The sequence below is a fragment of the Synoicihabitans lomoniglobus genome (genome assembly GCF_029023725.1).
In the GTDB taxonomy this organism is placed as follows: Bacteria; Verrucomicrobiota; Verrucomicrobiia; order Opitutales; family Opitutaceae; genus Actomonas; species Actomonas lomonigloba.
The window spans coordinates 3,421,624-3,436,129 of record NZ_CP119075.1; the positions used below are offsets into that span (position 1 = coordinate 3,421,624).

Below are 14,506 nucleotides of genomic sequence, written 5' to 3' on the forward strand. Positions count from 1 at the left end.
TGAATCAATCGCCGGATTTCAACTGTCCCCGCATCCACTCCGACGCGGTGTTCTGCGCGGCGGCGCTCAACAACTCCCGAAGCTGCCCGGACTGAACTTGAGTGCGGGCCACGCGCTCCGGATTTTCCAACGCCTGCTGCAGTTCATGCCCCAGGGTGCGCGCCGTGGCCGCTCCCTGGATGAATTCAGGATACATCTCTTCCTTGAGCAACAGATTCGCGATGCCGATGAACTTCACTTTGACCAGCATACGACCCAGCCAATACGTCAGCGGGTCCGTCTTGTAGGTCACCACCCCGGGTATGCCGGCCAACGCGCAGTGCATCGACATCGTCCCGCTGGTGGTGAGCACCGCGGAAGCACCGACCGGACCATCGGTTTCCCCGGTTCGCAAAAACTGCAACGTTTTCGGCGGCCGGGCTGCCTTTAGTGTATCCAGTATTCCATCACTCGGATACAGGGTCATGGCCTGCCGGGTTCCGGCCATACCCGCGAACGCCTCCAGCATGACCGGAAACAACCGCTTCACCACCCCGTGCCGACTTCCCGGCAACAACAGCACCGGTCCTGCCGGATCATACGTCACGGGTGGTTGATAGTCGGCCGCCACAAAGGGATGTCCCACAAACTCCACCGCCAACGAAGTGTCGGCGTAGACCTCGCGCTCAAACGGGAAAATCGAGGCCAGCCCGTCCAGGTGCTCCGCCATCTGAAAACGCCGCTTCGCCCGCGACGCCCAGATCTGGGGCGAGATGTAGTAGAGCGCCTTGGTGGGACCGCCTGCCTTGGCGGAAAACCCCGCGTCGAAAAGGCCTTTCGCAATACGCAGATTCAGCCCGGAGGAATCCACAAAGCATACCGCCTTGGGCCGATGCGCCCCCACCCACCGCACGACCTCGGCGATCAGCGTCCGGTAGAACGATAATTTGCCGAACACCGCGAATCCCATGGTCGACTGCGCCGTTAAATCCTCCAGCAGTTGCGCGCCCGCCGCCGCCAACGCCGGGCCACCCAAAGCCGCCACCCGACGCTCCGGTTCCGCCGCCAACACCCCCCGCACCATGCGCCCGGCGTGTTGGTCCCCCGAATGCTCCGCCGCCACGACCAACAAGTCGACGTCTCCGTCAACCGGCCCCGGCAACCGAAATGGCAACGCCTTAGTCATCAGATTTTTTTAACCACAGATGGACACAGATGAACACGGATCCAATCCACCCTATACCAGGAGCAATCGCGCATTCCCCGGATCCAAATCTGTGTTTATCTGTGTCCATCTGTGGTTAAAAAGCAGCCGGCTGACCGCGCGCTACGCCTGCTTCGCGGCGCGGATTTGTTCGGTGATCGTGATGGCGACTTCGAGCGCTTGCCGTCCCAGCGCGCCGCCCACCTTGGGCTGCGAGGCCGCCGCTACACTCGCCGTGAAATGCGCCAATTCCAACGCGAGCGGTTCGCCCTTCTCGATCGGCACCGGCTCCAGCGGCACCGCCGTCGGATCTTGGGGATCCACCGTTCCCGTGCGCAGCTTGCCCGCATAGTCGAGCAAACCCGTCGTCCGCACGAGGTGTCCGCTCTGCCGCATGAAATCGAAGGAAAAGTATCCACTTTCCTGGAACACCCGCATCTCGCGCACCTTTTTCAAACTCATGCGCGAGGTGCTGAGATTGGCCACACATCCATTTTCAAATTCAATGCGGGCATTGGCGATGTCCTCCGTCTTCGACACCAGACTCACGCCGACACTTTCGATCTTCTTGACCGGCGACTGCACCAGTTGGAGCACGATGCCGATGTCGTGGATCATGAGATCGAGCACGACCCCGACTTCCGTGCCGCGCGGCGTAAACGGTGCCAGGCGTTCCGCCGTGATGAACTTCGGCGCCACGACTTCCTTTTCCAGAAAACTCATCACCGGATTGAAGTGCTCGATATGCCCCACCTGCACGATGCGGTCATGTTCACGCGCCGCCGCCAGCACCCGTTCTGCTTCCGCCAGCGACGCGCAGATCGGCTTCTCAATCAACAAATGACATCCCGCCGCCAGCAGCGGCAATGCCACCCGTTCGTGCAAGTCCGTCGGCACCACCACCGACACCGCATCGCACGCCGCTCCGAGCGCTTCGAGGGTATCGAACCGCACGCAATTATGCTTGGCACAAATCTCGGCGGCCCGGACGTCATCGGTCTCGAAAATCCCCACAAACTCCACCTTGGGCAGACTCGCGTAAATGCGCGCATGATGTTGTCCGAGAGATCCCACCCCCGCCACCCCACATCGCACAGAGGCATTTGCATCGATTTCAGCCATGCGGTCCATGCCACCGACGCCGCTACCCGCTGGCAACTCACGAGTTTGAATTCCACCGACGCTCGACGGTGGTTTTCTTAACCTTCACCATCCGGACGCTTCCCCGCCACAAGCCCGACGTTGACAGCTCCCCCGCTCACCCTATTCGCTTGCTCTTTGCGTCTATGGATGACGCGCCCGTTTTCTCACAAACCTGATCCAAAACATGGCAGCTAAAACCCAAGCCAAGAAGACCGCTAAAAAAGCGGTTAAAACCACCGCCAAGGCCGTTAAGAAGGCCCCGGCGAAGAAGAAAACCGCCGCCAAGGCTCCTAAATACGTCTACTCGTGGGGCGCCGGCAAAGCCGACGGCAACGGCAAGATGAAGCCGCTCCTCGGCGGCAAGGGCGCCAATCTCGCCGAGATGAGCCGCATCGGCCTCCCGGTTCCCGCGGGCTTCACCGTCACGACCGAGGTCTGCACGCACTACTACGCCAACGGCCGCAAGTATCCGGCCGATCTCCAACGCCAGATGGAACTTGGCATCGCCAAGGTTGAGAAAGTGATGGGCGTGAAATTCGGTGACGCCAAGGGCTTCCCGCTCCTCGTCGCCGTGCGTTCCGGCGCCCGCGACTCCATGCCGGGCATGATGGACACCATCTTGAACCTCGGCCTCAACGACGAGACCGTCGTGGCTCTCGAAACGGCCACCGGCAACGCCCGCTTCGCCTGGGACTGCTACCGCCGCTTCGTCCAGATGTATGGCGACGTCGTTCTCGGTGTGCAAAAGCGCGCCGGCGAAGACCACGAGCCTTTCGAGGTCGTGATCGAGGAAGCCAAGGCCGAGTTCCTCGGCAACGCTCACGCCGAAGACACCGATCTCTCCGCCGATCACCTCAAAGAGGTCATCGCTCGCTTCAAGACGCTCGTCAAAGACCGCACCGGTCACGACTTCCCGTCCAACCCCTGGGACCAACTCCAAGGCGCCATGTCGGCCGTCTTCGGTTCCTGGATGAACGACCGCGCCAACGTCTACCGTCGCAAGTATGGCATCCCCGCCGAGTGGGGCACCGCCGTCAACGTGCAGGCCATGGTCTTCGGCAACACCGGCTCCGAGTCCGGTTCCGGCGTCGCCTTCACCCGCGACCCCGCCACCGGCGAGAAGGTCTTCTACGGTGAGTTCCTCATGAACGCCCAGGGCGAGGACGTCGTCGCCGGCGTGCGCACCCCTTACCCGGTTGCCGACCTCAAGAAGCAACAGCCCGCCTCCCTCAAGGAGTTGGAGCGCATCCGTGGCGTGCTCGAAAAGCACTTCACCGACATGCAGGACTTCGAGTTCACCATCCAGGACCACAAGGTCTTCATGCTCCAGACCCGCAACGGTAAGCGCACCGGCGTCGCCGCGGTGCGCATCGCCTGCGAAATGGTGAAAGAGAAGCTCATCGACTGGAAGACCGCCGTCTCCCGTGTCCCCGCCGACCAGCTCGAACAGGTCCTCGCGCCCATCTTCGACGCCAAAGCCGTCAAGGCCGCCGACAAGATCGCCACGGGCCTGCCCGCCGGTCCGGGTGCCGCCACCGGCAAGATCTACTTCAACGCCGATCGCGCCGTGGAAGCCAACGAGAAGGGCCAGAAGGTTCTCCTCGTTCGCGTTGAAACGTCCCCGGAAGATCTCCGCGGTATGATCGCGGCCGAGGGCATCCTCACTGCTCGCGGTGGTGTTTCCTCCCACGCCGCTCTCGTCGCCCGCCAAATGGGCAAGGTCTGCGTGTGTGGCGCCGCCGCCCTGCACGTCGACTACGACAAGCGCACCCTCAAGGTCGGAAAGACCACCTACAAGGAAGGTGACTTCCTCTCCATCGATGGCACCGCCGGCACCGTCTACGCCGGTGAAGTCCCCACCGCCCCTTCCGAGGTCGTGCAGGGTCTCATCCAAGGCAACAAGAAGGCCCAGAAGAGCGGCACCTACCAAAACTTCGTGCAGCTCATGGCCTGGTGCAAAAAGGCCACCAAGATGGTCGTCCGCACCAATGCCGACACCCCCGAGCAAACCGCCCAAGCGGTGGCGTTCGGTGCCGTCGGTATCGGCCTCACCCGCACGGAGCACATGTTCTTCGAAGGCGAGCGTATCGACGCCATGCGTGAGATGATCCTCTCGGACAGCACCGAAGCTCGTGAGGCCGCCCTCGCGAAGCTCCTGCCGTTCCAACGCAAAGACTTCCTCGGCATCTTCAAGGCGCTGAACGGCTTCCCCGCGACCATCCGCTTCCTCGATCCGCCTCTGCACGAGTTCCTGCCTCACACCAAGGAGCAGCAGCTCGATCTGGCCAAGAAGCTCGGCATCAAGGTTGAGGTCATCATGAACCGCGTGGCCGAACTCCATGAGTTCAACCCCATGCTCGGTTTCCGTGGCTGCCGTCTCGGTATCTGCTACCCGGAGATCACCCGCATGCAGGCCCGCGCCGTCATCGAGGCCGCCGTTGAAGCCAAGAAGAAGGGCATCAAGGCCAAGCCCGAGATCATGATCCCGCTCGTCGGTTTCGCCAAGGAACTCGAGATCCAGGTCGCCGCCGTTCACGCGGAGGCCAAGGCCGTCATGAAGGAAACCAAGACCCGCGTTTCCTACTCCGTCGGCACCATGATCGAGATCCCCCGCGGTGCGCTCACGGCCGACGAAGTCGCCGAGACCGCGGAGTTCTTCTCCTTCGGCACCAACGACCTCACCCAGACCACCCTTGGCATGTCGCGCGACGACTCCGGCTCCTTCCTCGCTCCGTATGCGGAGAACGAGATTCTGCCGAAGAACCCGTTCGCGTCCATCGACCAGACCGGCGTGGGCCAACTCATGGAAATCGCCATCACCAAGGGCCGTCAGACCCGTCCGAACATCAAGCTCGGCATCTGCGGCGAACACGGTGGTGATCCGGATTCGGTGAAGTTCTGCCACAAGCTCGGTTTGGCCTACGTGTCCTGCTCGCCTTACCGCGTGCCGGTCGCCCGCCTCGCCGCCGCTCAGGCCGCGCTCGCGGACGCCTAAGCATCGGCCGCCTGCTCGCTGGCGCTCCCGCCCCTTCCTCGCCCCGCGCCCTCACCGGCGCGGGGCTTTTTTGTGGGGTTGAAACGCCGGTCTTCGCTCCACCCATTCGCTCGCACCGACCAGTAGGGGCGTCGCTTGCGACCACCGCGCTCCCCCGCGGAAGACCTCCACCTCAGCACGTCGTTGCCCCACCGCCGCCTTCAGGGCGTTGCGTTCGTCCCGCGATCCGAGGCGATCGTCACATGCGGCTCGCATTTGTGGCCGTGGTGGGGCTCATACTGCGGTGTTCTGCTTCCGCCGGTTCTGAGTCTTAGTTCCTCCTCGCTGCATCGCTTGATGGCCGTGCTGAGCTTGTGCGGAGCCGTATGCCTGGGTTGGGGCCAGCCCCGCCCCGCCGTCGCCTTCGAACCCGAAGCCGGACTGCCCCTGCTCGATGTGTTTTCGCCCCGGGACTATCGGGGACACTTCCAAGTTTGGGATATCACCGAAGATAGCGCGGGGCTGCTCTATTTTGGCAATCTCAACAAGGTGCTCATCTACGACGGCGCCCGCTGGTCACATCTCGCGGTGCCTGAAGCCGCCTTTGTGCGCGCCCTCGCCATCGACGAAACGGATACGCTGTGGATCGGGGGCGTCGACGAAATGGGTTACGCCCCAGCCGACGAATCCGGCGAGCGCACGTTTGTTTCGCTCAAGCCCCACCTGCCCGCCGCGGCGGACAGATTCGGCAATATCTGGGCCGTGGGGCTGACTCCGGACGGCGTGATCTTTCAGAGTTCGAGTTGGCTCATGTGCTGGAATGGCCGCGAGTTCTCCACCCTGCGCCTGCCCGACTCCCGCCGCTGGCGAATGACTCAAGTCGGTCGGGAAACATGGTTGACCGACTTCACCCACGGCTGGTTCCGACTGCGCTTCGACGGCGGGGTGATGCTCTTGGAAGCCCTGCCGATTCCACCCGATCTGCAAGGGCAACGGGCCGTCGGAGCGCACACGAGCGGCGACACCGGGTCGACGATCATCGCGACCGATCGCGAGGGACTGTGGCGCTGGGACGGCACCGCTTTCCACCGTTTTGAGACCAGCGTGGACGAGCAGTTGCGGGCCAACCGTATTTACACCATGATCGGTTTGTCCGACGGCCGACTGGTGCTGGGGTCGATCCACGCCGGCATGCGAATCCTCGATGCCAACGGCCACCAGATCGCCCACTTCCTTGAGGACAATGGACTGCCCGACAACTCCGCCGTTTCCCTCTACGCCACCCGCGACGGACTCGCCGTGTGGAGCGGAGCAATGCTGGGCACCATTCGGCTCGATGCGCGGTCCTGGGTGACGTGGTTTCATCCCGCCAACGGAGCCCCGCGCAGCAAACTCTACACGCCCCTGCGCCATCGCGGTGAGTTACTCGTGCCCGGTGAACGCGGCGGGTTGTTGCATGTGATCCCGGCGAGCCCCGACCGCGCCGCCCATTTGCAGTCCGACGGGATCTCGGCCAACAGCCCCAATAACTTGACCGCCGCGCAAGGCAAACTGCTGGGGACAACGGCCTACGGCATACTCGACTTTGACGAGAATTTTCACGGCACCCCGCTGCCCGACAGTCCGGTCAACGCCACCAACATATTCCCCCTGCCCCGCCAACCCGGCATTTGGGCCGCGTTCAACAGCGACCGGGTGCGGCGCTACCGACTCGACGCCGACGGATGGCACTCGCTCGGTGACGTTCCCGGCATCGAGCGCGTGCGTAGTTTATCCGTCGATACGGATGGTTCCTGGTGGCTGGGCGGTCCGGTGATCGGCGTGCTTCACGCCACGTTCCCGCAAGGCTACGATGAACCTCCCGTGATTCGCACCTACAACACCGCCAACGGCCGCCTGCCCGCCGGTCACGGCTGGACCCGTTTCAACACCGATCAACACGGCCCCCTGCTGACGTGCAACCTCGGCCTGATGCGCTATGATCCCGCGACCGATCGCTTCGAGCCCACGGCCGCCTACGGGACCGAACTGGCCGACGGCTCCACCCACGTCAATGGCTCCACCCCCGACGATCGCGGTGGATTGTGGATGATTTTGCGCCCGGCGGATGAGGATGAGGCCAGCAACAACCTTCGCCTCGGCTACGGCCACGCCGGCCGGTTGACCACGCTGCGCCTCCCGCGGCTCACGCTCATCGACGACCCCACCCACCTCCTCCACGAGCCGGCCGCCGCGGGTCGCCCCGAAACCCTTTGGATCGTGGGCCACGCGGCCATGGTGCGGCTCAACCTCGATCAGTGGCGGCAGATGCCGGCGGAACCCGATCCCATCCTGCGTATCCGCACAGTCACGACGGGCAACGGCCGCCGTCTCGCGGGCACCGACCGGGTGCAACTACCGGACCACGATCATTCGCTGCACGTCACCTTTGCCTCCGTGCAACTCGCGGCTCATCCCGGCGCGACCTACGAATCCACGTTCCGCAGTGGTTCCACCGCCGAGGTTCGCACCGACCAGTCCTCCGAACGCAATTTTTCCGCCCTCGGTCCGGGCCACCATTCCCTGCAACTGCGCGCCCACTACCCGGGGGGGCAATGGAGCGAACCCGTTTCGCTGCAGATCGACGTGCCACACCCGTGGTGGATGCGCCCCCTCGCCTTGACGGCCTATGTCACCACCTTGGGTTTGTTGATCGTGGCAGCCTGGCGGTGGCGCGTGCATCGTCTGATGCACCGGCAACACGAACTGGAGGCCGCTGTCCGGGATCGCACCGCCGCGCTCGCCGCACAAAACGAGGAGCTGGAGCGGCTTCGCCAGATTGAGTTCGATGAAAAGCTCTCCGCCCGCCTCGCCGCCGAGAAGGCGCGGCTCGAGGTGTTGCGTTATCAACTCAATCCCCACTTTCTGTTCAACACGCTCAACGCGATCTGCGCGCAGATTATTCAGACGCCTCGGGCCGCCCGTGATACCGTGATTCGGCTGGCCGAATTCTGCCGCCTCACGCTGCACCGCCCGGACGGCGACGGAGCTCCGCGCCTGCGCGAGGAAATCGAGATGCTCCGCGCCTATCTGGCCATCGAGCAAACGCGACTCGGTGAGTTGATCGAGTATAAGATCGAGCAAGATGACTCCATCGGGGATATGCGCCTCCCGCCTTTCCTGCTGCTGCCCTTGGTCGAAAATGCGGTCAAATACGGGGCGGCCACGAGTCATGACAAGGTTCGCATTTGCCTCTCGGTGCAGCGCGCCGCGGACCACGAGGTCGTGATCGAGGTGATCAACAGTGGCGAGTGGATCGAACCGGCTGTCAGCGATTCGCGCATCCGCTCCCTCGGGATCGGACTCGACAATGTGCGGCAACGTCTCACCCGCTATTACCCTCAACGCCACGAGTTCACCACTCACGGCCGCGACGGCCAGGTCACCGTTCGCCTCATCCTGCGCGATACCCTTACCGCGCCTTTTCAACCACCGCTCTGATCATGTGGCGCACCTTGCTCATCGACGACGAATCGGCCGCCCGGGCCGAACTGCACTGGCTGCTTGAGGATCACCCGGAATTCAAAGTGGTGGGCGAAGCCGCGACGTTTGCGCAGGCACGCACCCGGCTCGGGACGGCCGACTACGACGTGGTGCTGCTCGACATCCAGCTCGTGGGCGGCGTGGGTTTCGATCTGGTGCCATTCGTCCGCCCCGGTGCCCGCGTGATTTTCATCACCGCCTTCGACCAGCACGCGCTCCGGGCGTTTGAAGTCAATGCCCTCGACTACCTGCTCAAACCCGTGTCGGCCGCGCGCTTCGCCGATGCCTTGACCCGCTTGGGATCTCCGCCGGATTCATCGTCCGATGCCGCGGCGTCGAGTCCGGCAAATCTCGACGACCGCATCCTGCTCAAGCTCGACAGTTCGACCGAGCGGTTCGTGCGCCTGGCAGATATTTCCTCCATCTCCGCCTCCCAAAACTACACCGAAGTCATCCTCGCCTCCGGCGAAAAACTCTTCGTGCGCCGCACCATGAAGTCATGGGAGGAACAACTCCCCGACCACGCCTTCGGCCGGGTGCATCGCACGGTGATCGTCGCCCTGGCTCAGATCGATCGCATCGTGCGACAGAGTCGGGTGAGTTTCGAAATCTACCTGCGCGGTCAGGCGGACCCCCTGCCCGTCAGCTATCGACTCGTGAACGACCTGCGCGCCCGCATCGGCGAGCGGTGGCCCGAGTCGTAGCGGGCGGGGTCGCAGGGAGTTGCGCCCATCCCGTGCAGCGTTCGTCACGGAGAAAGCAGCGTTCGTCACCGCAGACGTGTGACCCGACCGCAGAACCGGCTCCATGGATCGAAATCTCGCCCCATGGAAACCTTTCGCAGTCTGTATTGTGCCCAGCACCACCTTCCTTCGAAGGCCTATCCCCACGCGGCCCTGCGAGCCTGCCTGCGTTGGCCCGGACGCTTGATGTATTGGCCGCTGCGCGTGTTGGCCTCGGATTTTTTCGCGTCGGATCTCGATTTGATTCACAACGTCGGTCGGCTCACGACGCCCTACGATCTTTCCCTGGATATCACGGAATACCGTTATCACCCCTTCAACCAAAGCCGACTGCGCCGCACGTTCGGACTTTGTATCTCGACCTCGACGTTGCGCCGGATCGTGTTCCACACCTTCAACCGCGAGAGCACGGCGGCCGACGCCGCGCGCCCGGTGAATCGTCCTTCCACCACTTAGCCTCCGTCCGCCCTCCGGCCTTCTCCGGGTTTGGGCAACACCGCATCCGGGATCGCAACCGCCTCGAACGAGCGCTGCCGGTTGCGGCGTAACCAACGCCAGGCCAGGGGAAGATAAATCACGATCAGCACGGCTTTGACCAGCAACAGCCACCACAGACCGCTGATCAAAAGAAACGCCGCCACCACGATCACGGCGCCGATCGCCACCACCATGCCCACCACGCCCGCCCCATAATTGGCGGGATGCGTGCCCGCCAGAAATCGGCATGCCGGAGACCGCTGCGCCAACGCCTCGGTCAATCCCATCACAAACACCCGGTAAGCCCCGCTCGAATCGGTAAACGTGGCAAAGCTCACATACGACCGGTTGTAGAAAATGATCGTCCGTCCGCTTCGAAACTCCAATCGACATCGAAATCGATTCGGCTCCACCCGCGTGGGCGCAAACTCCAGGCGAATCGAACGAGCCGTCCGCAGGGAGTGGAAGAGCTCCTTCGCCCCGGTCGAGCACGCCACGTTCTGGCCAGTCAACGTCAGCGTCATCGGAGAAGAAAAAGCGTCGTTCCGCGTGGTATAAAACAACGACGACGACGCCCACTCGGGCAACGGCGGCACGACGATGCCATCGGCGGAAGGCAATGGAGGCGGCTCTCTCACGACCTCCCACTATAACCCCTTGGCCGCCGATCAAAATACGCATCCTTGCGCAGATCCGGCTGCAAAACCTCGAAAACCATTTGCCACTTCGAAGCATCTCCATGCGCTGATAACCCATGCATCGCCTGCCACGCCTCTTCGCGTTTCTTTTCACCATGGTGTTCACCACCGCTGCCCTGCCCGCTCAGGATGAGACCCCGGCGGAGCCCTCGCCGATCGAAACCGAGTTTCTCGTCATCGACACGCGCATCCGCGAAAAAATCGCCGCCGGCAGCGAAGACTTCGCCGCCGAAGCGGCGGACTTCTCCGCCCTACTCGCCAAATACGCCGATGACTCCTCCGAGGATGTGGCCCGACTCAACCTCATGCACGCCATGTTCCTGCTCCAGGTCATGAACGACGAGAAAGCCGCGTTCACCGCCTTGCGCGGCATCGCCACCAAGTATGCCGACACCGATATTGGCAACTACGCCACCGACCTCATCCAACGCGTTGAACGCGCCATGGAAAAGCAGGCGCTGTCCGAACAACTCACCGGCCAACCCGCTCCGGAGATCGACTTCACCTGGTCAACCCAGGACGGCCTGACGCACCTCTCCGATCTCAAAGGCAAAGTCGTCGTGCTCGATTTTTGGGCCACCTGGTGCGGACCATGTGTCGCCACCTTTCCCCAGATCGCCGAACTACGGGCGCACTACGACGCCGCCAACGTGGCCATCGTCGGTGTCACCAGTTTGCAAGGACGCGTTCACGGCCTGGAAGCCGCACCCATCATGACCCGCGACGATCCCGAACGTGAATACGCCCTCACCGCGGATTTCATGACCGCCAAGGACATGACCTGGACGGTCGCCTTCAGCGCCCAGAAAGTCTTCAACCCCGACTACGGTGTGTCCGGCATTCCGCACATGGTGATCATCGCCCCCGACGGCACCGTCCGTCATCCCGCGCTGCACCCCGCCATGCCGCACGCGGAAAAACTCGCCATGATCGACGCCATCCTGACCGAGTTCGACCTCCCCGTGCCCGCTCACAACTGAGCCGCCACTCCCTCGGACAATCGCACCACGACAGCGCGCGGAAAAATCACCCCACAACCGCGCCACGACGACGCTACGATCGCACCAAGATCGCACCGCCTCCGGGCACCATCAAACCGCAACCCGCCCCGTCCTCAGCTCCGGAAGTGTAACCATAATGGTTACACTTCCGCCCCACACGTGACGCCACGCCCGCGACCGCGAACCACTCGCACCCCACCACCAGACATCGGTAAACGGGAGACTCTCTCCGACTCTTCGCCCGCGCCAGTGTAACCATTATGGTTACACTTCCGCCCCACACGTGACCCCACGCCCGCGACCGCGAACCACTCGCAACCCACCACCGAACATCGGTAAACGGGGGACTCTCTCCGACTCTTCGCCCGCGCCAGTGTAACCATTATGGTTACACTTTTGTGCGCTCGGAGGCGGGGGTGAGCTCGAGTGCGGACTGGGCTCGATTCAGCTCAGTCCGGGGTAGTCCAAAGTGGCAAAATGGTCGGCCAGCGTCTCGGCCCGTCGGATGACGCGCCACTTGCCTTCGCGTTGCCACAGCACTTCGGCCGAACGCAGCTTCGCGTTGTAGTTGAATCCCATCGAGTGACCGTGCGCCCCACTGTCGTGAATCACCACGAGGTCGCCGATTTCCGGGTCCGGGATCTCCCGGTCGATGGCGAACTTGTCGTTGTTTTCGCACAAAGAGCCGGTGATGTCGTAAACCTTGCGCGGGGCGTCTTCGCGACCCGGCACCGTGATGTGGTGATACGAGCCATACATGCCGGGGCGCATGAGGTTGGCCATGGAGGCATCCAACCCCAAGTAGTCCTTGTAGATCGCCTTTTTGTGCAGCACCCGGCCCACCAGATAGCCGTAGGGTCCGGTGATCATGCGGCCACACTCCATCGTGATTTTGATCGGTCCGAGCCCCTCCGCGACAATCGTCGCTTCGTAGGCCTCGCGAATCTTCCGCCCCACATAAGCCAGATCCACCGCGGTCTGTTCGGGGCGATAGGGGATGCCGATGCCGCCGCCGAGATTCAAGAACTCGCAACGGACGCCCAGCGTGCGGTCCAACTCGACCACCAGGTCGAAGAGCATCTGCGCCGTCTCGACAAAGTAGTCCGGGTTGAGCTCGTTGGATGCCACCATCGTGTGCAACCCAAAGCGCTTCACTCCCTTGTCGCGCAGGATTCGATAACCCTCGAACAGTTGCTCCCGCGTAAAACCATACTTCGCCTCCTCGGGTTTGCCGATGATGGCATTGCCCGCCTTGAGGGGACCGGGATTGTAGCGAAAACACAGGAGCTCCGGCAGCTTTCCGCCGAGCGCCTTTTCCAGATAGTCGATGTGGCTGATGTCATCGAGATTGATGATCGCGCCCAACTCGGCCGCCTTTTGGAACTCGTAGGCCGGGGTGTCGTTGGAGGTGAAGACAATGTCCTCGCCCGTGATGCCCACCGCCTCGCACAACACCAACTCACCGTAGGACGAACAATCCCCCCCGAGCCCTTCTGCCTTGAGAGCCTGCATGACGTGCGGGTTGGGCAGCGCCTTCACCGCGAAGAAATTTTTGAAACCGCCCGGCACCCACGAGAACGCGTCGTAGAATGCCCGGGCATTGGCTCGCATCGCGCCCTCGTCATACACGTGGAAAGGCGTCGGCACCTCGGCGGCGATGGCTTCCAGTTGTTCTTTGGTGAAGGGGGAGCTCTTCTCAGTCATGATAAGTGATAACGGTAAACGCTCCAACGCAGCGACCCGTTACCCGCTGTCAATGACGGAACGCGTTCGCCCGGCCCGGTCCCACGATCCGCCCCCACCATCAGGCTGCTTCCACGACTCTCAAGCGGCGGCCGTGCCGGTCGTCGCTTTCTGGCCGCACACCACGCGCAGCACCTCGACAAAGTTCAGGGCCAACGGCGATACATCCTGCCGTTTCCAGATCGCATACAATTCCAACCGCAGGTCATCGCCGCGTTCTTTGATCGGCCGATACACGACCCCTTCAGTGCGTCGACGGCGCGCACTGGCCGCAGCCAAAAACGAGATGCCTTGATCACCTTCGATCATCGCGTGAATGGACTCGATACTGCTCACGCCCTTGAATCGTCCCGGTTTTACGCCACGATCCGTGCAGATTCTGCGAATCAGATCCCGGTGCATGGGGTGCGTGCCCGGATCAAAACACAGCAACCGTTCGCCCTCGAGGTCGTGCAACGAAACCCGGGAACGGTTCGCCATCGCATGGTTCTCGCCCATGGCCACGCAAATCTCGGTTTCCAACACCTTGAAACGCTCAAACTGATCGGGCAACGGCGTGCCGCTCTCGATGCTGAAGCCCACTTGGATTTTCCCCGTCTCCAACGCGCTGATCTGCTCCGGAAACAACATCTCTTCCAACGACACATCTACTTCCGGATAACGCGCATGGAAGGTCGACAATGCGGCCGGCATGAAACTCGCCGAGATCGCGCTCACGTTGGCCACGGTCAGACTACCCCGCCAACCCGAGTGCGCTTCGCGCGCCATCACCGTCGCCCGCTCGGCGTGGGCGAGGATCTCCTGCGCTTCCGGTAAAAACACCGCCCCCGCATCGGTCAGCGCCACCCCGGCCGTGTTGCGCGCCAACAACTTCGCCCCGACATCGTGCTCGAGATCCTTGATCTGCTTGCTCAACGCCGGCTGCGCCACCCGCACCCGCTCCGCGGCTCGCCGGAAATTCAATTCCTCGGCGACGGCCACGAAGTATCGGAGATGTCTGAGTTCCATCCCGCCTCTTGATA

The 14,506-nt window shown here is 62.7% G+C and carries 10 protein-coding genes; 5 read left to right on the forward strand and 5 right to left on the reverse strand.

Features of this window, described 5'->3' with window-relative positions; all coding sequences use genetic code 11:
• Positions 1-4: 4 nt before the first annotated feature.
• Positions 5-1,165, reverse strand: coding sequence for a lipid-A-disaccharide synthase (locus PXH66_RS13250; RefSeq protein WP_330928651.1), 1,161 nt, complete (start codon positions 1,163-1,165; stop codon positions 5-7).
• Between the two features lie 141 nt (positions 1,166-1,306).
• The gene (locus PXH66_RS13255) at positions 1,307-2,305 is read right to left on the reverse strand and encodes a Gfo/Idh/MocA family protein (protein ID WP_330928652.1); all 999 of its coding nucleotides are present in this window, start codon (positions 2,303-2,305) and stop codon (positions 1,307-1,309) included.
• A gap of 205 nt (positions 2,306-2,510) precedes the next feature.
• Here PXH66_RS13255 and ppdK point away from each other — a divergent pair, with 205 nt between their 5' ends.
• The 4 genes from ppdK to PXH66_RS13275 all read left to right on the forward strand — a co-directional run bounded on the left by ppdK (position 2,511) and on the right by PXH66_RS13275 (position 10,021).
• Positions 2,511-5,321: a pyruvate, phosphate dikinase gene (gene ppdK, locus PXH66_RS13260; protein ID WP_330928653.1), complete on the forward strand. Its 2,811-nt coding sequence runs from the start codon at positions 2,511-2,513 to the stop codon at positions 5,319-5,321.
• 336 nt (positions 5,322-5,657) lie between these two features.
• Complete coding sequence (locus PXH66_RS13265) at positions 5,658-8,780, forward strand: sensor histidine kinase (RefSeq protein ID WP_330928654.1); 3,123 nt, start codon at positions 5,658-5,660, stop codon at positions 8,778-8,780.
• A gap of 2 nt (positions 8,781-8,782) precedes the next feature.
• On the forward strand, positions 8,783-9,526 hold the full coding sequence (locus tag PXH66_RS13270) for a LytR/AlgR family response regulator transcription factor (protein WP_330928655.1): 744 nt from the start codon (positions 8,783-8,785) through the stop codon (positions 9,524-9,526).
• Positions 9,527-9,649: 123 nt separating this feature from the next.
• Complete coding sequence (locus PXH66_RS13275) at positions 9,650-10,021, forward strand: hypothetical protein (RefSeq protein WP_330928656.1); 372 nt, start codon at positions 9,650-9,652, stop codon at positions 10,019-10,021.
• Here PXH66_RS13275 and PXH66_RS13280 read toward each other — a convergent pair.
• Positions 10,018-10,680, reverse strand: a complete 663-nt coding sequence (locus tag PXH66_RS13280; RefSeq protein WP_330932035.1) for a hypothetical protein — start codon at positions 10,678-10,680, stop codon at positions 10,018-10,020. The two genes, PXH66_RS13275 and PXH66_RS13280, sit on opposite strands and share 4 nt — an antisense overlap.
• 116 nt (positions 10,681-10,796) lie before the next feature.
• Here PXH66_RS13280 and PXH66_RS13285 point away from each other — a divergent pair, with 116 nt between their 5' ends.
• Complete coding sequence (locus PXH66_RS13285) at positions 10,797-11,720, forward strand: TlpA family protein disulfide reductase (RefSeq protein ID WP_330928658.1); 924 nt, start codon at positions 10,797-10,799, stop codon at positions 11,718-11,720.
• A 465-nt stretch (positions 11,721-12,185) separates the two neighbouring features.
• Here the strand turns inward: PXH66_RS13285 and PXH66_RS13290 are convergent, their stop codons facing one another.
• Both PXH66_RS13290 and PXH66_RS13295 read right to left on the reverse strand, forming a co-directional pair.
• Positions 12,186-13,445 carry a diaminopimelate decarboxylase gene (locus PXH66_RS13290; RefSeq protein ID WP_330928659.1) on the reverse strand — a complete coding sequence of 420 codons (1,260 nt, stop codon included), beginning with the start codon at positions 13,443-13,445 and terminating at the stop codon, positions 12,186-12,188.
• A gap of 120 nt (positions 13,446-13,565) precedes the next feature.
• Positions 13,566-14,492, reverse strand: a complete 927-nt coding sequence (locus PXH66_RS13295; protein ID WP_330928660.1) for a LysR family transcriptional regulator — start codon at positions 14,490-14,492, stop codon at positions 13,566-13,568.
• Between the last annotated feature and the right edge of the window lie 14 nt (positions 14,493-14,506).